Source organism: Pseudoalteromonas sp. P1-13-1a (assembly GCF_001401875.1).
Classification (GTDB): domain Bacteria; phylum Pseudomonadota; class Gammaproteobacteria; order Enterobacterales; family Alteromonadaceae; genus Pseudoalteromonas.
Genome location: NZ_LKDV01000046.1, coordinates 1 through 21759 on the forward strand (window position 1 = coordinate 1; position 21759 = coordinate 21759).

The following is a 21759-nucleotide window of genomic DNA, read 5'->3' on the forward strand; positions in this document are numbered from 1 at the left end:
CAAACCGATGTCAACGGCAATTGGAGTGCGACACCAACCAGCGACTTAGCAGAAGGCAACTACAGTGTTAGCGCCAGCATCACTGATGCCGCTGGTAATACCGGTACAGGCACAGACAACGGCGAAGTGGATGTGACGCCACCGACTTTAGAGATCATTCCTTCGTTCTTACTTGGCAACCTAGTTTCTCTTTCTGGTGATTCTGATTTACCAGAAGGGTCAGTGGTCACCATTACCGAGTACCTTGTTGGCGGTGCTGTAGGCGCTACCTACACAGCAACAACGAATGCCGATGGCACATGGGGACTTGCCAACATAACAGTACCTCTGCTTAGTCTTGCGTATGTTACTGCAACTGCAAGTGATGCAGCCGGTAATGTTGTTACTGTCAACTCACTTGACTTTGATAATGAAGCACCAGCGCTTAGCGTTACTGTAGATGCATTATCGAATGATACAACGCCAGTGGTTTCTGGTACTACAGATATGGAGCAAGGAACCGAGATACAACTAACCGTTGTAGATAGTGAAGGTCAAAGCCAGCAGTTTACGGCCATTGTGCAGGCTAATGGAAGTTGGTCTGTTGAAGTACCAGCCGAGTTAGCGCAAGGGCAGTACACAGTTACCGCTGAGGTAAGAGACGATGTTGGTAATTTAACCTCTGAGCAAACACAAGGTGAAATAGACAGTATTGCACCCACGCTTAGTGTTAACCCTATTGACACAACTGCAGATACAACGCCAACCCTATCAGGCTCCAGTGATGCCATTGGAGCTGATGTAATAGTCAGCATTGACGGTCAAACTTTTGTTGCGGTAGTTGGTGTTGATGGCAACTGGCAGGTAGCGGTACCAATTGCACTTACCGACGGTAATTATACGGCGCAAATTAATGTTGCAGACGATGCTAATAATATTACTAACACAACAATTGACTTAACAATTGATACCCAGATACCGATAGTCACTTTGGACGACATAACTGTGTTTAACACAGATACGCCAGTTATTAGTGGCACATCAACTGAACCTACTGGCACAAATGTAGATATTGTTATTACTGATAGTAATGGTGATACACACACGTTAGCAGCTACGGTTGATGTAGATGGTAATTGGCAAACAACAGCGCCTAATTTACCGCAAGGAAGCTACAGTGTTACTGCTAGCATTACTGATAATGCTGGTAATACTGGCTCTGCGACTGGAACAGGCCTTGTTGATACACAAGCACCTACTATTACCATTGATGCATTAGGTACAATTAATAACAGTACACCAACAATAACAGGTACCTCTAACGAGGGTGAGGGTACTTTAGTTACGGTAACAATTACTGATGGTGATAGCGTTGATACCTATACAACAACTGTGGGGAGTGGCGGACTATGGAGTGTTGATGTAACTACGCCGCTAATTGATGGACAGGTGACAGTCACAGCAAGCATTACCGATACTGCAGGGAACAGTACGCAAGTAGATACAACTGCTACGCTTAACACTAATGCGCCTACTATCAATATAAACACCATTGTTGATACAAACGATCAAACTCCAACACTTTCGGGTACAAGTAGTGCGGCTGATGGCGCTGAAATTACAATAGTTATAACGGATTTTAATAATGTTTCACACACATTAACTGCAACTGTGCTAAGCGGTGTTTGGAGTGTAGATGCGACAGATATACTTCCAGAGGGAGAGTTTACTGTTACTGCAAGCGTTACCGAAAATGGCTTAACAAGCAATGCTACAACTAGTGGTGTTATAGACTTAACTGCACCAGCACTAAGTATTAACACGCTAATTACAGCCAATGATACAACCCCTACGATTTCGGGCACAACAACGGCACCACAAGGTGCAATAATTGTGATCTTAATTACTGATAGTTTAGGTGCTGAGCAAACAGTTAATGCCACAGTGGGAGCCAATGGCACTTGGTCAGTAGCTGTACCTACTGCACTTAGTGAAGGGGAATTCAGTGTAAATGCATCAACAACAGATACCGCAGGCAACCCTGTAAATACTAGCACTACCGGTGTGGTTGATATAACCGCGCCAGTGGTTAGCATTAACGATATTGTAGGCAGTACTGATTTAACACCTAGCGTGTCTGGCAGCGTAACAGGTGCAGCCTTAGGAGATGTGGTTGCTGTGGTATTTACAGACTTCCAAGGTAATGCGCATACTGTAAATACAACGGTGCAAGCCGGTGGGACTTGGTCAGTAGAGGCAAGTAATACTCTTTCACAGGGAGCATATTCAGTTGAAGTATTTATTACTGATAATGCCGGAAATACAGGTAGCAATACCACTAACGCTGATATAGATACAATTGCGCCAGAAATTAGTATTGATCAAAGTTCATTAATACTTACCCAAGACAGCACGCCATTAATTAGCGGCACATCAAACGAGCCAAATACAAACGTTATCGTTACGTTTACGGATTCAGTTGGTGCATCGCACCAAATTACTGTACAAACGGATGCAAATGGAGACTGGCAAGCCGCTGCCGATAACATTTTAGCTGACGGTGTCTACAGTGTTACGGCTACGATTACTGATAGTGCAGGAAATACCTCGGTAGATAGTAAAACGGGTGGCGAAGTAGATACAGTAGGGCCAGAGCTTACTATTGTGCCTTCGTTCTTGCTAGGGCAGCTCGTTTCTTTATCTGGTACATCTGATTTAGGTGAAGGCAAAACCGTTACGGTAACTCTAGAGCTTGCAGGTGATTTACTTGACTTAACATACGATGTTACCACCGATGCCAATGGTGATTGGGAATTACTAGGCCTGGCGGTTAATGTTATTGGCCTATCAGTTGTAGAAGCCTCTGCAACTGATGATGCAGGTAACACAACCACTATAACTACGGCTGATGTTGATGCGTCAACGCCATTACTTAATGCAGTGGTTGACTTTGTTACAGGGCAAGGGGATTTACCGATTATTAGCGGTACAACCGATCAAGCACCAGGCACCGAAGTACTTGTTGAAGTCATTGATAGTGATAACGTTGTGCAAGAACTCGTTGCAATAGTACAGGCAGATAACTCATGGGCAGTACAAGTTCCTCAATCACTTGCTGAGGGCGTGTTTACTGTAACTGTAAATGTATTAAGTGAAGTTGGGGTCACAGCGACACAGCTAATTAGTAGTGTAGTAGATACCATCTCGCCAACACTTAATTTACAAGTAATTGGTACAACGTCAGATTCTACTCCAATCATTCAAGGAACCAGTGATTTAATTAATGGTGTGGTAGAGATTCAGTTAGACGGCGGCTCAGTACTAACCACAACAGTGAATGCAGCAGGTCTATTTTCACTAGAAGTCGATGCGCTGACTGAAGGGCAGCATGTTGCCAACGTGAGTATCACTGATGATGCTGGCAATGTAGTAACGCAAACGCTTGAGTTTGTTGTTGATACGTTAGTACCTGTGGTAGATATTTTACCGTTGAGCATTAGCAATACTGACATACTAACTATTTCGGGTACTTCAGAGGAAGCTCCGGGTACGGACATTGATGTAACTGTGGTAGATAGTAACGGCAACGCAACAGTATTTGATGCCCTTGTTGGGAGTGATGGCACGTGGTCGTTATTAACCACGAGTCTACCTGATGGTATATATAGTGTATTTGCAAGTATTACTGATGCTGCGGGTAATGTAGGCCAATCTGCTACTGAGCAAGTGACGATTGATACCATACCGCCATCGTTAGAAATAGATGCCTTTGGTGTACTTAACACGCTAACGCCAACTATTACTGGCACCAGTGACGAAGAGGCTGGTAGCTTAATTACGGTTAATATTACCGACTCTACAAACACACTTTATGAAGTTACTACAACAGTATTAGGCGATGGCACGTGGCTTATTGTTGCACCTGCACTTGCTGAGGGCGAATTAACCATAGAAGCCATTAGTATTGATGATGCAGGTAATATAGCAACGGTGACGCAAACGGGCGTTGTGAGCACCACTTTACCGAGTCTATTAATTAACCCAATAATAGATACAAGCGATACAACTCCTACTATTAGTGGTACTACCGATGTAATAAACGGTAATGTAGAGGTTGTTATTACAGATAGTAGTGGTAATGCAACAACCTATAACACTCAAGCTATTGCTGGTGTATGGACATTAATACCGACCACTCCATTAGCTGAAGGTGCGTTTACGGTTGATGCGACAGTCGAAAACTTAAACCTTACAAGTTCTACAAGCCTAAGTGGCACTGTTGATTTAACACCGCCAACAATTGAGGTTGACCAGTTATCCGTTACTAATAATCCGCTACCAACCATTACAGGTACAAGTGATGCACCAGCAGGTACAACACTGAGCGTGGTTATTACAGATGCTAATAATGATTCACAAACACTTACTGCCCAAGTTGCAGGCAATGGCACATGGTCAGTAACAGCGACTACTCCATTAAGTGAAGGTAGCTTTAGTGCTACAGCATCCATAAGTGATACTGCGGGTAACTCCGCTAGCGATACTATGGTGTCAAGTACAGACTACACAGCGCCAACTGTCGTCATAGACCCAATATCGGTAGGGCAAGATACTACGCCTACTGTTACAGGCTCAGTAACGGGAAGCTTCGCAGGCGCGTTAGTAGTCGTTATGTTTACTGATTCAGCGGGTGCCACTCACAGTGTTCAAACAACAGTTGGTCCTGATGGAACTTGGAGCGTGACCTCTGAAGAAGTACTTCCTGAGGGTAACTACAGCGTAGATGTAAGCATTGCTGATAGCGCAGGTAATACAGGTACGCAATCCACAAGTAGCGCAATTGACTCAGGTATTACAATTGACTCAGGGCTCGCTCTAACCGCGGATCAAAGTCCACTTGTTACAGGAACCGCTGGTGCTGGAGAAACGATATTAGTCACCTTTAGCGGCCCCATTGAGGTCACTAAGCAAGTAAACGCTGATGCATCCGGGGCATGGAGTGCTTCACCAGATACAGATTTAATTGATGGCGCATACACTGTAACAGCGGTAGCAACGGATACATCTGGCAATACAACTTCAAGCGGTAGCGTATCTGGGTTGGTTATAGATACCACACCAATTAACTTTACTGTTGAGCCTGAGTACTTACTTAATCTACTTGGTATAAGCGTATTAGTTGGTTACGAAGGTACATCTGATGGTGGAGAAGGAAGTAAAGTCTATATTGTTGACTCATTAGTTTTAGGCATTGATTTAGCGTTAACTTCAGCACCACATGCAGTAGTAGATGCACAGGGTAATTGGGATTCAGGAAACTTAGACTTAGGTGCTTTAGGGTTATTAGGTACAGGTCTTGAAAACACGTATTTCTACACTGTGGACGAAGCTGGTAATTACCAAGTTAAAAATGGTAATGATGTGTTTATAGAGTCCGGCAATATATATACCTCTGAATCAGGTGCTGGTGACACTATGCCTGCGTCATTTAGCGAAGAGTCAGCATTGGGTGATACGCAAGGTGAAGGTCTGTTGAGCACCGAAACCATCAACTTAGCAAACGCAGGGGCCATGACAAGTTCATCTGAGCAAGTTGTACAAGTAAGCGAAACAGAGCCACTTAATTTAAACGATGTAATTATTGACTCTGAAACAGAGCAATTGCTTGCATTAAATAACTTACTTGACGAAGAAGGCTCTGCAATTGCTTATAGCCCTGCACAAAGTGGAGGACGTGTTGATGAGGCAGCGCCAGCCGTTGATGTTCAAAACCAATCAGAGGAAATGATTAAACACTTAATTGAAAATGGTAACAATCAAACGGATATATAATACCAACCCGCAATAATACTTAATCATTTTGTGGGGCTAAACGTGTCGTTATCAGCGTTAAAAAATTCTCATTTAGAACAACTAAATAGCGAATTTTTTGCCTAGCTAACAACACGTTTTTCCAGCCTCAAAATAGATCACTTAATTACGCGGATTGGTATAAATGGAGTAACCACTTCAGTTAAATAACTGAAGTGGGGCACTAATACTCATTTTATTAAAAGGTGGTTTGTTTTACCTGAGAAACTTATAAAGCTGTTAGCGTTTTATTTAGCACGTTATAAAGGCTAAATATTTAAGACAATTGGTATTGTTTGGGTTAAATAGTAAACCTAAAAAAGCCCTTATTGAGACTTCAATAAGGGCTTTTTCAATAAATTTGGAAAAAGTAAAAACAGTTAAGCTTTTAGATTACGTACCAGCTTACTGTCGGTATTAACCACGCTACCGCCTTGATCGTAGGTCATACTAGTTGGGGCGCCTATTAAAATATCTTTAAGCTGTTTTACACTTAAGTGCGCTTGGCGGGCAGCGTGCGAGTTTACTTTATTTTGTTTTTGGCACTGCGCTAACTGCGCCTTAACTTGCGCTACTCGCTCAGTTACTTCAGGGGCATTTTCATCATTTGCAGCAAAAAGTTTATTCAACTCTTTATCAAGCTGCGTAAGCTTAGTTAAAAAAGACATTTTTTGTTGGGCAAGTTCTTTTAAACCTTCACCTCTACGAGAGGCAATAATACTAAGCTCTTCGTTTAACAGCGCATGCAACGAATCTAAGCAATTTACTTGTTCATTTAACTTAACGCTAATTAAACTATTGTGATCAGCCATATACGTTAAACTCAAAATCAGCCAAGTTTTTAGTCAGCTTTTCAGCATCGATTTGGTATTTACCTTCGGTAATCGCTTTTTTAAGCTCAGCAACTTTTTCACTGTCAAAGCCAGATGACTGCTGCGCTTTATCTTGCAGTGTTTTTAACTGCTGTGCTTGTGGTGTTAGACTCACTGAGTCACTCGCAGCTTTCGGCGAAGGGGTAGGTGCTGTCTGTGTACTTGCAGCATTATCTTTTTTAATATCAACTTGTTGCTGTTTAGCGTTAGTGAGCGCATTAGCTTGTTGATTACTGCCATTAACTTGATTAACCATAATAATAAACCTGTATATTACCCAACTTATGCCAAGTTATCGGCATATACATAGGATACTTTAGTATAAATCGAAATTAAATATTAACTTGCACAGACTCTACACCATCTACGCGTGCATTCAAAATTTTACCGGACTTTTTATTCTTAATCTGCACTTGTTCACCTAAAGTGCCATCTTCAAGTGCTATACCTGTTGTTTTTATCCTAAGTCCTTTAATACTCGCATAAATATTTACGGCATCGCCCTTACAAACCATGCAAATTTGATTAAGTAAAACGGGCATACCGCTGCGTATATTTCGTTTACTGCGGCTGCCAATAAGCATTAAAGGGTCATCTAAATATTGCACTCTAACAAATTGTGAAGGCTTCATTTGTACACTTAAATGAGACTCAGTAATAACCTCCCCACGGGCCAGGTTTTCCGTGGCAACCACAACGGGTGCCATTTTTACTATTCTTACATGAACATACTGAGTCCAGCTTTGCGCATCGTTACACTTTATTTGTACAGTCACCTGACGTGTAAATGGCGGCTCATTTGGCACAACCAACTCTGGGTCATTTTCGCACACTCTATCAGGAATACGGCTATCAAGCGCAAGCGCGGTGATCTCCACATTTTTCTCAAGAGGTACGGTAACTTGTTCAGCAATATGAGAAATTGCAATTTGTTGTAATAAATCTTTACTAAACACTTTTGCATGCAAAGGTGTTGCTAAGCAGAGGCTAGCAAGAAAATAAAAAACACTGTATCTTCTGACTTTTTTTAACAAACTCATAATGTTTCGACTATGCTTATGGTTTCAAACAGGGTATAAATATTTTGCGTCAAACTTTAGACGCTCCCGCGATGTTATGTAGCTTTATAAACAGAAAGCAATTATCGTTCCGCATTACTTGTTTTCTTTAGGAGATTTGAATGGCAGGCATTTTAGACTCAGTAAACCAGCGCACCCAGTTGGTTGGGCAGAACCGCCTAGAATTACTATTATTTAAGCTCAGAGGGCGTCAGCGTTTTGGGATCAATGTATTTAAAGTAAGAGAAGTACTGCAATGTCCTCCTTTAACGAGTATGCCAAAATCAAATGCATACATTCGGGGGGTTGCGCATATTCGTGGTCAAACTATTTCAGTTATCGACTTATCTATGGCCGTAGGCGGCCGCCCGATTGAAAATGTAAAAGATAGCTTCATTATAATTGCAGAATACAATCGTTCTGTGCAGGGCTTTTTAGTCGGCGGCGTTGAGCGAATTGTTAATATGAACTGGGAAAAAATAATGCCGCCCCCATCGGGTGCAGGGCGTTATTCTTATCTAACGGCTGTTACCGAAATTGAAAACGAATTAGTCGAAATTCTCGATGTAGAAAAAATCTTAAACGAAATTTGCCCGGTAAATACAGAGGTTAGTGCAGATCTGGCGGCCGATAGTGCTATACAAAAAGACTTAGGCGAGCGTATTGTATTTATTGCCGACGATTCAGCCGTGGCTCGTAACCAAGTAAAAAGAGCACTCGAGCCGCTTGGCGTGCAAACCGAGCTTGCAAAAAATGGTAAAGAAGCTTTAGTTAGGCTTAAAGAAATCGCCGAGCTTGATTGTAAAAATGATATTACTGAGCGTGTAGGTTTACTTATCTCTGATGTTGAAATGCCTGAAATGGACGGCTATACATTAACAGCAGAAATTAAAGCTGACCCTAAATTAGCGCCTCTACATGTTATTTTACACACTTCTTTGAGTGGTGTATTTAATCAGGCGATGATCGAAAAAGTCGGCGCGGATGACTTTATAGCAAAATTTAACCCAGATGAATTGGCAACAGCAGTTAAAAAATGGGTTCATTGTGATTAAGCAACAATAGGTGTTAATAATTTGAATAATAAAGATTTGCAGCAAAGTGACTACGATCAGTTCCGCTCTTTTTTAGAGCAGCAATGTGGTATTGTGCTAGGCGAAAACAAGCAATATTTAGTAAAAAGTCGGCTTGCTCCGCTTATGGCTCGTTTTAATGTTGAATCTTTATCACAGTTAGTGAGTAAAACGCTTGCCCCCCATGAGCGGCAACTTAGAGCCGCAGTGGTTGACGCCATGACCACAAATGAAACATTGTGGTTTAGGGATCAATACCCATTTGAGCTGTTAAAAAATAAATTGTTCCCTGAGTTCAAAGACACTCGCCGGCCAGTAAAAATTTGGTCAGCGGCCAGCTCTTCAGGTCAAGAGCCATACTCTATTGCCATGTCGGTTGCTGAGTTTCAAGCGCAGCAGCCGGGTGTGCTACGTATGGGCGCACAAATTATTGGTACTGATATTTCTAATACAATGCTCGATATGTGTAAAAATGCAGAATATGATGCGCTGGCATTAGCGCGAGGGCTCTCAGCAGAACGCCGTAAAAAGTACTTTATGGATAGCGGCAATGGAATGGCAAAAGTTGTCGATTCAGTCAGAAAGCAGGTGAGCTTTAGACATTTAAACTTGCTCGACTCTTATGCCTTAATGGGCAAGTTCGATATTATTTTTTGCCGCAACGTACTTATTTATTTTTCACCAGAGGTTAAAGCAAAAATTATTAGCCAGTTTGCCCAAGCACTAAACCCAAAAGGGTATTTGTTTTTAGGTGCATCAGAGTCAATGACTGGCTTAAGTAACGAGTTCGACATGGTTCGTTGTAACCCCGGAATCATCTACCAAAAAAAATAACGCCTCTTCCTTCCCATTAAAAAACGACGCTTTGTGCGTCGTTTTTTCTTTAATAACAACCTCCTATAAAAAAGTAACCTTATTCAAAACTACTGGCTTATTAATTGCTTTAACTTAGTTAAGTCAATTTTTTGGAGAATGTTATGGCTATCAGTTTTGATAAAGCATTAGGTGTCCATCCGCATGCGATGTTGATCCGCTCACAGCGGGCAGAAGTGCTTGCCACAAATATAGCGAATGCTGATACGCCTGGCTATAAAGCAAAAGATATTGACTTTGCCTCTGCATTAAAAGCGGCAAGGTCAACTCAGCAAAGCGGCAATAGCATGGTCACAACCAATGAAAAACACATTGCTGGCGGTACTCGCAGCGTAGGTGGTTCTGAATTATTTCGCACTCCAAATCAAGGAGATACAGGCGATGGTAACTCAGTTGATATACAGGTGGAACGAAACTTGTATACACAGAATGCGATGGAGTATCAGGCAAGCCTGCAATTTTTAAGTAGTAAATTTAAGGGCCTGAATAAAGCGCTCGGTAGTCAAGGGTAATAATTATGAGTTTATATAATGTTTTTGATATTTCAGGCAGTGGTATGAGTGCGCAAAATGTGCGCCTAAATACTACCGCGAGTAATATTTCGAATGCTAATACAATAAGTTCATCCCAAGACAAAACATACCGAGCTCGCCAACCTGTATTTGCTGCCGAGCTGACTAAAGCGTCTGCCTCAGCCAGTAACCCTCAGGGCTCCGCTGTTGGTGTTAAAGTGTTGGGGATTGTTGAGAGTAACAAACCACTACAAATTGAATATAACCCTAATCACCCAAGTGCGGATGAAAATGGCTATATCTATAAACCCAACGTTAATGTTGTTGAGGAGATGGCAAATATGATCTCTGCATCTCGCTCATATCAAACAAACGTGCAAGTTGCCGATGCAGCTAAGCAAATGTTAAGCAAAACGCTGTTACTTGGGCAGCGATAACCGAGGGTAGGTTATGAGTAACGATATTAGTACTAGTTCATCTTTTATGGACTCGATTACTTGGCAAGAGACTCAAGTAGCGACTTCCACTGAAGAGAGCGATGCGTTAACACAGGAAGATTTTTTCTCGTTGCTAACTCAGCAGCTATCGTATCAGGATCCGAGTAATCCGGCTGATAACGATCAGATGATTGCGCAAATGACTAATTTTACCATGGCGCAAGGTATCACAGATTTAAACACAAATTTTGAGTCGCTTGCCTCTTCAATGACTTCAAACTCTGCTTTACAAGCATCAACCCTGGTTGGTAAACAAGCGCTTTTAGAATCTAATACGCTTGAACTTGGCGAAAGTGGCGAGGCAAAAGGATCGGCAGTTGCTGAAGAAGCCGTTGATAATTTAAAAATTAAAGTCACAGATGCCTCTGGGCAACTGGTTAGAACTATCGATATGGGTTCGCAAGCAGCGGGTGCTGTGCGCTTTAGTTGGGATGGGAATAACGAATCTGGCGAACGCCTACCAGAGGGCGAATACACGATTACTGCAGAGGGCAGTACCAACGGCGAGTTTTCAAGCTTACCGGTAGCCACATTCAAAAACATTGAAAGCGTTAATATCAACGGCTCTAGTGGCATTATTATTAACACCAAAGAGGGTGCGGTTAGGTTGACAGATGTCGCAGAGATCGCATAACCATTTAAAAGTATTTCGCCTGCTAGCAGGCTATTAGATTAAAAGTTAGAGGTGAATTATGAGCTTTAATATCGCACTTACAGGCCTAGCTGCCGCTCAAAAAGACTTAGACGTAACAGCAAATAATATTGCTAACGTAAATACCACTGGTTTTAAAGAATCGCGGGCTGAATTTGCTGATGTATATGCTGCATCTGTGTTTAGCGCAGGTAAAACCAAAAATGGTGATGGTGTGCAAACTACCATGGTTGCACAGCAATTTCATCAAGGCTCACTGCAATTTACTAACAACTCGTTAGACTTAGCGATTACCGGCGAAGGTTACTTTGCAATGACCGATGATATTTCATCGCAAGATTTAACCTATACTCGTGCAGGTGCATTTAAGCTTAATCAAGACAATTTTATGGTTGACGCCAAAGGTAATTATTTACAAGCTTTTCCGGTTGATGCATCAAGTGGGGACACCACATCGGTAAGTCTAAGTACAACTAACCCAATTCAAATTCCTGATTCATCTGGTTCGCCTCGCGCTACAGAAAACGTATTTTTGTCATTTAATTTAGATGCAACAGCAGATGCTACAGGCCTTGCTTTTGACCCTACATCAAATGGTACGTATAACTCGTCAACGTCTACAACCGTTTACGACTCATTAGGTGAACCACATATTCTGCAATACTTTTTTGTAAAAGAAGAGGATGCCGCCTCGGGTGGTACTGATAACAGCTGGGAGGTATACGCAACCTTAGATGGGAAAGTTGTAGATGGTACATCAGGTGCAGAGCAAACTACTACACCTTATACACCGATTGCTACACTTGGCTTCGACTCTAGTGGTTTACCTGCGACAACCAACGGTATAGCAAATACTAACGCCACAACATTTGACGAAATTAATTTGCCGGCAGGTGCAGGCACTGGTTTATCGTCAATGCTTGATAACGGCGCGACATTTCCAAGCACGGGTATTGAGTTAAATTGGCGAGATGAAAATAACACAGCAGGACGTATTCCCACTCAGTACTCAAGTGGTTTTGAAGTAAAAGCCCTTGACCAAGATGGCTCTACAGTCGGTCGTTTAGCGGGTATTGATATTGGCACAGACGGCAAAATTGTGGCCTCGTACAGTAATGGTGATTCAACCTACTTAGGGCAAGTGGCTATGGTACGCTTTCCAAACTCACAAGGTTTATCGCAAGTAGGCGATACCAGCTGGAAGCAAAGTATTGACTCTGGCGAGCCGGTAGCCGGTGAAGCAGGTTCGGGTACTTTTGGTAGTATTAATTCATCTGCACTTGAGCAATCAAATACCAACTTAACAAACGAATTAGTTGATTTGATTACCGCTCAACGTAACTACCAAGCAAACTCTCGAGCGCTTGAAGTTAACTCAACAATTCAGCAAAGTATTTTGCAGATTCGATAAGTTAACACTATTTTTGGTTAAGATTTTAAGGCTGCATTTTTGCAGCCTTTTTTATACCTAATACCACAAAAATAGCCTAGCTGAACCGTTCAATACCTTCCTTATATTGCGTCAAATTTAATCTGGCACCTATTTTGCATTTATCAACTCAGAGATTTTTTATGTGAGTCGATGTTATGGACAAAATGGTCTACATTGCGGCCTCTGGCGCTAAGCAAAGCCTACAGGGGCTTGCACTTAAAGCCAATAATTTGGCAAACGCAAATACCACAGGTTTTAAAGCTGACTTCGCGCAAGCGCGTTCTATGCAAGCATTTGGCGAGGGCTTGCCGACCCGAGTGTTTTCTATGCAAGAGCGACCTGGTTCTAACATGACCTCTGGCGGCATAATAGAAACAGGGCGAGATTTAGACATTGCCATGAGCGATAACGCCTGGCTCGCTGTTCAAGATGACTCAGGGAATGAAGCCTACACTAAAGTTGGTACGCTGAACATTACTGCACAAGGCATGTTAGTAACGAGCCATGGTCGTCAAGTTATTGGCGAAGGTGGCCCCGTAATTCTACCTGTCCCTATTGAAAAAATAAGCTTTAGTGCAGATGGCGCCATTCAGGTTCGCCCGCAAGGCGCACCAGCCAATTTTTTAGAAGAAGTAGACACGCTACGTGTTGTTGAAGGAAACAGCAGGCAGCTTGAAAAAGGTAACGATGGTTTATTTAGACCAGTACCTGGGCAAACCGTTGATACCTCTGAAAATGTAAAAGTATTAAGTGGTGCACTGGAAATGTCTAACGTTAATCCAGTTCACGAAATGGTCGATATGATCAACCACCAACGTCAATTTGAGTTACAAGTAAAACTAATGAAAACAGCTGAAGAGATTGACGAACGTCAAGATCAGTTGATGCGCATAGTTTAACTTTAAAATGAGGGCATACTTATGAATCCTGCATTGTGGATAAGTAAAACAGGGCTAGACGCTCAACAAACTGATATTTCAGTTATTTCAAATAATTTGGCGAATGCCAGTACCGTAGGTTACAAAAAGAGCCGCGCTATTTTTGAAGATTTACTGTATCAAAACATCAACCAACCTGGCGGGCGATCATCACAAGATACTGAGTTACCATCTGGCCTAATGCTTGGTGCCGGTGCAAAAGTGGTTGCTAACCAAAAAGAGTTTACGCAGGGCAATATGCTCACCACTGAAAATTCACTTGATTGGATGATCTCAGGCGAAGGCTTTTTTGAAGTGTTGCAACCTGATGGCAATATTGCCTATTCGCGTAATGGACAATTTACTACCGATGAAGACGGCCGCATTGTTACTTCAGGCGCTGGCTTTGTTGTTCAGCCCGAAATGAACGTACCGGATGATGCGCAATCAATTACGGTTTCTCAAGATGGTGAAGTATCTGTACGTGTTGCAGGGCAAGCCGATAATGTGGTGATTGGTCAGCTAACAATTAGCGACTTTATTAATCCATCTGGTCTTGAGCCAATTGGTCAAAACCTTTACACCGAAACGGCTGTTAGTGGTGCGCCTGTGCAAGGTAATCCAGGCGTAGAAGGGTTGGGTACTATTATTCAGGGCTCGCTTGAAACATCAAACGTTAATGTAACAGAAGAACTGGTAAACCTTATCGAAACACAACGTGTTTACGAAATGAATTCAAAAGTAATCTCAGCCGTTGACGAAATGATGAGCTACATCAATCAACAGTTATAATCGTGCACAAGGGGATAGTTATGCGTAAAGTTATTTTATTTGCCGCAGGCACCTTATTTTTAAGTGGCTGTGTTTCTACGCAAAATAGTGAAGTGGTTCAAGACGACCCATACTACGCACCCATGTACCCAGAGCCTGTAGCAGAGCCTGTTGTTGCAACAGGTTCGCTATTTAATACCAACACATTTAATGACCTGTATTCAGATAAAAAAGCGCTTAGAACAGGCGATATAATTACCGTTAAGCTTGAAGAGTCAACACAAGCTACAAAAGCCGCAAAAACTGAAACTGACAAAGAAACCGACGCCAGTTTGGACCCCATTATTGGATTAGGTGGCTTACCTGTAAATATAGGTGGCGACAGTATTCAGTTTGGTATTGGTAGTGATTCATCATTTACCGGTGACTCTAAATCAAATCAGTCAAACAGTTTAGTGGGTGATATTTCTGTAAATGTTATGCGTGTTTTACCCAATGGTAACTTAGTTATCCGTGGTGAAAAATGGCTAACACTTAACACTGGCGAAGAGTTTATTAGGCTCGAAGGGCTAGTTCGCCCGCAAGATGTAAGTGCCGATAACACGGTTGAGTCGAATAGAATTGCGAATGCCCGCATCCAGTATTCAGGTAAAGGGCAAACACAAGAGGCGCAAAGCCCAGGGTGGTTAACACGTTTCTTCAGTAGCTCGTTATTTCCATTTTAAAGGATAGTAGTATGAAAAACATTAAAGCGTTTATTTTGATCATACTGCTAGGCTGGCAATTTTCTGCCAGCGCGGAACGAATAAAAGATGTTTCTATGGTTGAAGGGGTCCGTGCCAACCAATTGGTTGGCTATGGTTTAGTGGTGGGGCTACCTGGCACAGGGGAGCAAAACTCTTACACGCAACAAAGTTTTAGGGGCATGCTAAACAGTTTTGGAATTACCTTACCTTCAACGCAAAGCCCTAAAATTAAAAATGTAGCTGCAGTGGCAGTTCATGCTGAGCTGCCGCCGTTCAGAAAGCCAGGGCAAACAATTGATATTACGGTTTCTTCTATTGGCAGTGCAGGGAGTTTACGTGGCGGCACATTACTACAAACTTTCTTGAAAGGGGTTGATGGTAACGTATACGCCATAGCACAAGGCAGCTTAATAGTAGGGGGTTTAGGTGCACAAGGGCTTGATGGCAGTAAAGTGGTTATTAATACCCCAACCGTCGGCCGCGTACCAAACGGAGCTACTGTTGAGCGCGAAGTTAAAAGTCCTTTTATGCAAGGCGACTACATTACGTTTAACTTAAATCGTCCAGACTTTACTACTGCAAAACGTCTAGAAAAAACAATCAATGATTTAGTTGGTCCTAATAGTGCACAGGCGATTGATGCAGCCTCAGTACGCGTTATTGCCCCGCGTGATGCATCGCAAAGGGTGTCTTATTTATCAACGCTTGAAAACCTAGAGTTTAAGCCTGCTGACACCTCTGCAAAAATCATTGTTAATTCACGCACAGGCACAATTGTCATTGGCAAAAATGTGAAGTTACAGCCTGCGGCAATAACCCACGGCGGCCTAACAGTTACGATTGCTGAACAGCAAAATGTAACGCAGCCTAATCCGTTAGCAGAAGGCGAAACCGTCGTTACACAGCAAAGTATTATTGACGTTAACCAAGATGATTCTCGTGCGTTTGTATTTAACCCAGGCGTCAGCTTAGATGACTTAGTGCGTGCTATAAATGAAGTAGGTGCAGCACCTGGCGATTTAATGGCTATTTTAGAAGCCCTTAAAGAAGCGGGTGCAATTAACGGACAGCTTGTTGTTATTTAAATTATTAAAAGCTCGGTGTTACAACAATGTAGCCGAGCTTTTTTAATAAAACCTGCCTTTAAAATGCCTTTGGCTTAATTTTTGCATTTATCGAAGTATTATTCATTTTTGTGTCAAAAAGCTGATGGAAACAAATCACCTCGATAAGCAAAACTTTTTTGATTTAAGTAATCTTAATACTTTACGTCAAGACGCCTTAAACAGCGGTGATGCATCTACTGATGCCTCTAAAGCGGCGCTTAAAAAAGCAGCGGCACAATTTGAAGCTATTTTTACGCAGATGCTTCTAAAAGGCATGCGTAAAGCTAACGAAGCATTTGAAGATGAAGACAGCCCGTTTAACTCTAGCGGCGTAAAGTTTTTTGAAGAAATGCACGATCAGCAGCTCTCTTCTGAGCTTTCATCAAATGGGTCTTTAGGCTTGGCTGATTTAATTGTGCAGCAGCTCTCTCCAGAGGCTGAAAACTTTATGCCTGGCTCAGTGTTAAGAACAACCAACGACTTTATCAGTGATAAACGCGCAGGCTCTGAACTACCCCACGAAGAACTGAATAATGTTGAGCAAGTAAATAAAGACGACTTAGCCCTCAGCAGCGAAGCAACAGACACTAAAACCCCAACACAGCCTGTACAGCAACCGACATTTAATAATGCTGGAGAATTTGTGAGTGCAGTGTGGGAGCATGCCAAAACAGCGGCCGAAAAAATAGGTTTAAACCCTGCAGTGATGGTCGCTCAGGCGGCCCTTGAGACTGGTTGGGGCAAGCATATTATTAATAAAAGTGACGGTAATAGCTCAAATAACCTGTTTAATATTAAATCAGATAAAAGCTGGGAAGGCGACAAAGCAAGTAAAGTAACGCTTGAATTTGAGCAAGGCACGCCTGTTAAAAAGCAAGCAAGTTTTAGAGCTTATGATTCTATAAAAGAAAGCGTAAACGACTTTGTCGATTTTTTAACGCAAAACCCACGTTACGAAGAAGCATTACAAAAAACAGCACAGCCAAACGAATTTTTAGATTCGCTACAAAAAGCAGGCTATGCAACGGACCCTAATTACGCGAGCAAAATAAAAAAAGTGCTAAATAGTAGTGAGCTTAAAAATATTGCAACAAGCGCGTTTACCCAAGGAGTGAAGTAATATGTCGTTTAGTTTATTAAATATTGCCAGTTCAGGGGTGCGTTCAAGTTCTGAACTGTTGCAAACGACCAGTAAAAACATCACCAATGTAAATACCGAAGGCTACGTACGTGAGCGCACTGAATTTACCACTATGGTAGATAACCAAGTAGGGCGCGGCGAAACATATCGGTTATTGAACGAATTTGCCCAGTCGCAGTTAAACCGCGATACGTCAAATAAATCGTTTTTTGATCAATTCGTAACAGAAGCCAACCGTGTTGATACTATTTTTTCGGAAGAGTCTAACAACTTATCAACCGGCATAAATTCATTATTTAATAACGTGCAAGAGGCGCTAAATCAGCCGTCTTCATCAGTTGCTCGTTCACTCGTAATGACCGATGCGCAAAGTTTAGTTGATCAAATGGACAGGCTCTCAGGTATTGTGCTTGAGCAACAAGGTATAGTGAATGAGCAGCTTGAGATTTTTTCTGAAGAAGCCAACTCACTCATCCAAAATATAAATACGTTAAACCAAGAAATTGCAGTCGTAAATGGTACTAATAACGCATCAGACGCGAGTTCTATTTATAACCAGCGCGACTTAGCTATTCGTGAATTATCAGAGCTCGTAGATATAGAAACACTCGATGGCCCTAATGGCGAAAAACTCGTATTTATGGGCAGCGGTGAGTCTTTAGTTATGGAAAACGGTACATTTAACTTGTTTTCTTTGTCGGGCGACCCCGATCCTAATTTTAAAGAATTGACGCTTGATGTTAATGGCGGCAAAGCCGTGCCGCTAGAAATAGATGCAAGCAAATTAAAAGGCAAAATTGGCGGCTTGCTGGCTTTTAGAGACGACATACTTGTGCCTGCACAAAACCAGATTGGCCAAATGGGATTGGCAATTGCAGATGCGTTCAACGAGCAAAATAAATTGGGTATGGATGCTAACGGTGAGCTAGGCGGTGATATTTTTACTATACCTACCGTGGGCGCTTATGCATACCAAGATAATACCGGCGGTGCCAGTTTAACTGCCACGCTTGAGGCCGGTAAGGGCAGTGAACTGCCTGCCAGCGACTTTATTGTTACTTATACCGCTAATGCAAATGAAGTGAGCATTCAGCCCGTTGATAATAAAGGGGAGCCGATAGGCAGCGCTTCTTTAGCAACGATACCGCCATCTGGTGTCATCGACTCAGACGACATTACAAGTGGGGAGTCGTTTGGTTTACAAATTAATGTAGCAGGTACAGGTAATACCGGTGATCAGTTTCAAATTAAACTTAACTCTGAAGCGGCAAACAGTATTTCCCTTGCGACAAGCCGCGGTGAAGACTTAGCTCTGGCATCGCCTATTCGTACAGCTAACAGTATAGATAATGTAGGCACTGCCACTATTTCAGCTGGAGAAGTAACAAGCGTTACATCGGGTGGCTTTACCACCGCCCCTAGTTTAGCCAATGGTGATATCACTCTTGTTAAAACGGGCGCTGCAAATGAATACCAAATTACAGATGCAAATGGCACCACAACCTTTACTATAACGCCACCGGCAGAGGGTATACTGGCTCAGGCTGGTGCACCTTATAGCAACTATGGCTTTGACTTTGACATTGAAGGCACGCCAGCCACTGGAGACACTTTCACCCTTGAATTTAACGAAGGCGGCTTTGATGATAACCGCAATGGTTTAAAGCTCGCTGATTTACAAAATGGCGAATTAGTGCGTAAAAATGTAGTGACAACAGCAGCAGCTGATAATCACGACACATTTAATCAAGCCTATTCGGGGTTAGTGAGTGATATTGGCGTAGTCACTGGTCAAGCCATTACCAGTGCCAGTGCATTTGATGCATTAGCCCAGCAATCTGAAGCCTGGTATGAATCGCTCTCGGGTGTAAACCTTGATGAAGAAGCTGCCAATTTACTACGTTTTCAACAATCATATTCGGCATCAGCTCAAGTATTGGCTGCTGCCCAAGAAGTTTTTGACACCTTATTAAGTGCGGCGAGGTAATTATGCGTTTATCAAATAACTTAATGTATCAAAACAACATTAATAAAATACTCGATAACCAACAAAGTGTTGCTAATGCACAAGAGCAAGTAACAACAGGTAAAAAATACTTAACTACCTCAGAAGCACCTGCCGCTATCTCGCAAGGAATGCTGTATTCAAATAAAATACAAACAAATGAGCAATATACTAAAAATATTGACCAATTAACTGGCCGACTTGAGACTGAAGAAACCATTTTACAAAGTATAAATACCAATATCCAACAAGCGCAAGAGCTAGCGATTCAAGCAGGTAATGGTGTTTATACTCAAGATGATTTAGAGTCAATCGCGGCTGAGCTGAGTGAAATACAAAAAACACTCGTCAATTTGATGAATACCCGCTCAGAAGACGGTAAGTTTATATTTTCAGGCTACCAAGACAGCACTCAACCCTATCAGTTTGACTCTACAACAGGTGAGTACACTTATAATGGGGATCAAGGCCAGCATGTTATAACCATTGCTGAAGGGGTGAGTATTAAATCAAGCGATAACGGTTTTGATACATTTGAAAAAAGCGATGCAAGGTTAGATGTTACAGATAATCAAGCTGCTATCCCGGTAACTACCCCTGCAAATAATATTACAGCGGGCACGGTTTATGTAGATGGTCAAACAGAGTTCGACCGTTTCCATCAAGATAATTACAATGCTGACCCAACCGCTGCGGCAACAGCGAACACGTATAATGTTATAATAACGCCAGGCGCTACCGCTAATGACCCCGATACTTATGAAATATTGCGTGACGGTGTGTCGCTAAGCCCTGCACAAGTTGGCGAGATAACGGATGAGCCAATCGATTTTGCTGGAATGAAAATCGAATTTGAAGGCGAAGCACCAGGCCAGCTTGATTTTACCCTCGAAAAGCCGCACAAAGAAAATGTGCTTAATACATTACAATCACTCATTACAGGGCTTAATGATGGCACACTGGATAACAATGATTTTCAGCAAGTGCTAGCTGATGGTGTAGTACAGCTTCAAAATGCAAGTGAGCAAGTCGTGTATACGCAAGCGAGCTTAGGCGGGCGTATGAATGCGGTTGAAAGTGTAAGCGACTCAAACCTTGCGCAAGATATTCAAAACAAAAGCAACCTTTCTGATCTAGTAGAAGTAGATATGGCAGAAGCTATTAGTGACCTCACTAAACAAGAAACCGCACTGCAAGCCTCGCAAGCCACATTTGGCCGTTTAACTAACCTTTCATTATTTGATTACTTGTAAATAAATTATAAGCAGAAATACCTTGCCGCTTTAGTTAGCATAAAGCGGCAAAAACCTCCCTCAAAAAAGCGGCAATAATTTGTCATCCCTCCAGCTAAACAGATAACTTAATTATTAATGTATAACATTTTATAAAAAAGCATTTAAAAACATTGATTTATATTTGTTTAAGAATTGGCACAGTAAATGCTTTCTAATAATTAGAAATTATCGAATAGTGGTTCCTGTTAAAACGTGTTGAACCACACTCTGTTTAAACCTAGGAGATGGTAAAATGGCATTAACAGTAAATACTAATGTGTCGTCACTAAACGCACAACGTAACCTAACGAGATCTGGCGAAGGCCTAGCAACCTCAATGGAGCGTTTGTCATCAGGTATGCGTATTAATAGCGCAAAAGATGACGCCGCCGGCCTACAAATTTCAAACCGCTTAACCTCACAAATAAACGGATTAGCTGTCGCTCAGCGTAACGCAAACGATGGTATTTCAATGGCACAAACTGCTGAAGGTGCCATGCAAGAATCGACTAATATTCTACAGCGTATGCGTGAACTAGCTTTACAGTCTGCCAATGGTTCCAACTCTGCGGATGACCGTGACGCTCTTCAAAAAGAAGTTTCTGCACTCCAAGCAGAACTAACACGTATAGCTGATACAACATCATTTGGTGGACAACAACTACTTGACGGCACTTATGGTACGAAAGCTTTTCAAGTAGGTGCAAATGCAAATGAAACAATCAATTTATCTTTAAGTAGCGTAGCAGCAAGTGATATTGGAGCTAGCCAAATTAACTTACAAAGCTCCACGTCGGGGTATGGCTCAAGCTCTGCTGTTGCTGATGATTTATCAGGCGCACATGATATAACTGCAGCAACTTATACTTTAACTGGTCGTGGTGGAAAAGAGGTAATAGTTGACATTGCTGTAGGTTCAAGTGCGCAAGATGCTGCTAAAGCGATTAACGAAGTTTCAGATACAACTGGGATCAAGGCACAAGCACGGACTCAGGCTACAT

General features: G+C 42.2%; 18 protein-coding genes. 15 read left to right on the forward strand and 3 right to left on the reverse strand.

The features are described from left to right. A partial coding sequence (locus AN391_RS18660; RefSeq protein ID WP_200910103.1) for an Ig-like domain-containing protein occupies window positions 1–5811 on the forward strand: 5811 nt, incomplete at its 5' end. Window positions 5812–6209: 398 nt separating this feature from the next. Here AN391_RS18660 and flgN read toward each other — a convergent pair. The 3 genes from flgN to flgA all read right to left on the reverse strand — a co-directional run bounded on the left by flgN (window position 6210) and on the right by flgA (window position 7741). After that, window positions 6210–6641 carry a flagellar protein FlgN gene (gene flgN, locus AN391_RS18665; RefSeq protein WP_055016782.1) on the reverse strand — a complete coding sequence of 144 codons (432 nt, stop codon included), beginning with the start codon at window positions 6639–6641 and terminating at the stop codon, window positions 6210–6212. Continuing rightward, complete coding sequence (gene flgM, locus AN391_RS18670; protein ID WP_055016783.1) at window positions 6634–6957, reverse strand: flagellar biosynthesis anti-sigma factor FlgM; 324 nt, start codon at window positions 6955–6957, stop codon at window positions 6634–6636. Before flgM ends, flgN begins: the two co-directional genes overlap by 8 nt. Before the next feature lie 76 nt (window positions 6958–7033). Next, window positions 7034–7741, reverse strand: a complete 708-nt coding sequence (gene flgA, locus AN391_RS18675; protein WP_055016784.1) for a flagellar basal body P-ring formation chaperone FlgA — start codon at window positions 7739–7741, stop codon at window positions 7034–7036. A 140-nt stretch (window positions 7742–7881) separates the two neighbouring features. Here flgA and AN391_RS18680 point away from each other — a divergent pair, with 140 nt between their 5' ends. From AN391_RS18680 to AN391_RS18745, 14 genes are all read left to right on the forward strand, one after another. Further along, window positions 7882–8814, forward strand: a complete 933-nt coding sequence (locus tag AN391_RS18680; protein ID WP_004588013.1) for a chemotaxis protein CheV — start codon at window positions 7882–7884, stop codon at window positions 8812–8814. 21 nt (window positions 8815–8835) lie between these two features. Next, complete coding sequence (locus AN391_RS18685; RefSeq protein WP_055016785.1) at window positions 8836–9666, forward strand: protein-glutamate O-methyltransferase CheR; 831 nt, start codon at window positions 8836–8838, stop codon at window positions 9664–9666. 143 nt (window positions 9667–9809) lie between these two features. Further along, the gene (flgB, locus tag AN391_RS18690; RefSeq protein WP_029773927.1) at window positions 9810–10217 is read left to right on the forward strand and encodes a flagellar basal body rod protein FlgB; all 408 of its coding nucleotides are present in this window, start codon (window positions 9810–9812) and stop codon (window positions 10215–10217) included. 5 nt (window positions 10218–10222) lie between these two features. Beyond that, window positions 10223–10654, forward strand: coding sequence for a flagellar basal body rod protein FlgC (gene flgC, locus AN391_RS18695; RefSeq protein WP_004588016.1), 432 nt, complete (start codon window positions 10223–10225; stop codon window positions 10652–10654). A 13-nt stretch (window positions 10655–10667) separates the two neighbouring features. Beyond that, entirely contained in the window at window positions 10668–11348 is a 681-nt protein-coding gene (locus tag AN391_RS18700) for a flagellar hook assembly protein FlgD (protein WP_055016786.1), read from the forward strand. A gap of 58 nt (window positions 11349–11406) precedes the next feature. Next, window positions 11407–12777, forward strand: coding sequence for a flagellar hook protein FlgE (flgE, locus tag AN391_RS18705; RefSeq protein ID WP_055016787.1), 1371 nt, complete (start codon window positions 11407–11409; stop codon window positions 12775–12777). 176 nt (window positions 12778–12953) lie between these two features. Continuing rightward, complete coding sequence (locus AN391_RS18710) at window positions 12954–13697, forward strand: flagellar basal body rod protein FlgF (RefSeq protein WP_055016788.1); 744 nt, start codon at window positions 12954–12956, stop codon at window positions 13695–13697. Window positions 13698–13718: 21 nt separating this feature from the next. Continuing rightward, entirely contained in the window at window positions 13719–14507 is a 789-nt protein-coding gene (gene flgG / locus AN391_RS18715; protein ID WP_004588020.1) for a flagellar basal-body rod protein FlgG, read from the forward strand. 20 nt (window positions 14508–14527) lie between these two features. Beyond that, window positions 14528–15211: a flagellar basal body L-ring protein FlgH gene (gene flgH, locus AN391_RS18720; RefSeq protein WP_055016789.1), complete on the forward strand. Its 684-nt coding sequence runs from the start codon at window positions 14528–14530 to the stop codon at window positions 15209–15211. Window positions 15212–15222: 11 nt separating this feature from the next. Beyond that, the gene (locus tag AN391_RS18725) at window positions 15223–16317 is read left to right on the forward strand and encodes a flagellar basal body P-ring protein FlgI (RefSeq protein WP_055016790.1); all 1095 of its coding nucleotides are present in this window, start codon (window positions 15223–15225) and stop codon (window positions 16315–16317) included. A 124-nt stretch (window positions 16318–16441) separates the two neighbouring features. Further along, complete coding sequence (gene flgJ / locus AN391_RS18730; RefSeq protein WP_055016791.1) at window positions 16442–17458, forward strand: flagellar assembly peptidoglycan hydrolase FlgJ; 1017 nt, start codon at window positions 16442–16444, stop codon at window positions 17456–17458. 1 nt (window position 17459) lies between these two features. Next, the gene (gene flgK / locus AN391_RS18735; protein WP_055016792.1) at window positions 17460–19466 is read left to right on the forward strand and encodes a flagellar hook-associated protein FlgK; all 2007 of its coding nucleotides are present in this window, start codon (window positions 17460–17462) and stop codon (window positions 19464–19466) included. Between the two features lie 2 nt (window positions 19467–19468). Next, complete coding sequence (gene flgL / locus AN391_RS18740; protein ID WP_055016793.1) at window positions 19469–20737, forward strand: flagellar hook-associated protein FlgL; 1269 nt, start codon at window positions 19469–19471, stop codon at window positions 20735–20737. A 274-nt stretch (window positions 20738–21011) separates the two neighbouring features. Then, window positions 21012–21759: flagellin hook IN motif-containing protein (locus AN391_RS18745; RefSeq protein ID WP_327077836.1), on the forward strand; the 748-nt coding region annotated here is incomplete at its 3' end.

Excerpts from the sequence above, each read along its gene's own strand:
- flgC (WP_004588016.1), top strand. The coding sequence starts at position 10,223 with ATGAGTTTATATAATGTTTTTGATATTTCAGGCAGTGGTATGAGTGCG.
- flgM (WP_055016783.1), bottom strand. The coding sequence starts at position 6,957 with ATGGTTAATCAAGTTAATGGCAGTAATCAACAAGCTAATGCGCTCACT.
- AN391_RS18680 (WP_004588013.1), top strand. The coding sequence starts at position 7,882 with ATGGCAGGCATTTTAGACTCAGTAAACCAGCGCACCCAGTTGGTTGGG.
- flgN (WP_055016782.1), bottom strand. The coding sequence starts at position 6,641 with ATGGCTGATCACAATAGTTTAATTAGCGTTAAGTTAAATGAACAAGTA.
- flgL (WP_055016793.1), top strand. The coding sequence starts at position 19,469 with ATGCGTTTATCAAATAACTTAATGTATCAAAACAACATTAATAAAATA.
- flgJ (WP_055016791.1), top strand. The coding sequence starts at position 16,442 with ATGGAAACAAATCACCTCGATAAGCAAAACTTTTTTGATTTAAGTAAT.
- AN391_RS18700 (WP_055016786.1), top strand. The coding sequence starts at position 10,668 with ATGAGTAACGATATTAGTACTAGTTCATCTTTTATGGACTCGATTACT.
- flgG (WP_004588020.1), top strand. The coding sequence starts at position 13,719 with ATGAATCCTGCATTGTGGATAAGTAAAACAGGGCTAGACGCTCAACAA.
- AN391_RS18710 (WP_055016788.1), top strand. The coding sequence starts at position 12,954 with ATGGACAAAATGGTCTACATTGCGGCCTCTGGCGCTAAGCAAAGCCTA.
- flgE (WP_055016787.1), top strand. The coding sequence starts at position 11,407 with ATGAGCTTTAATATCGCACTTACAGGCCTAGCTGCCGCTCAAAAAGAC.
- flgK (WP_055016792.1), top strand. The coding sequence starts at position 17,460 with ATGTCGTTTAGTTTATTAAATATTGCCAGTTCAGGGGTGCGTTCAAGT.
- flgB (WP_029773927.1), top strand. The coding sequence starts at position 9,810 with ATGGCTATCAGTTTTGATAAAGCATTAGGTGTCCATCCGCATGCGATG.
- AN391_RS18725 (WP_055016790.1), top strand. The coding sequence starts at position 15,223 with ATGAAAAACATTAAAGCGTTTATTTTGATCATACTGCTAGGCTGGCAA.
- flgH (WP_055016789.1), top strand. The coding sequence starts at position 14,528 with ATGCGTAAAGTTATTTTATTTGCCGCAGGCACCTTATTTTTAAGTGGC.
- flgA (WP_055016784.1), bottom strand. The coding sequence starts at position 7,741 with ATGAGTTTGTTAAAAAAAGTCAGAAGATACAGTGTTTTTTATTTTCTT.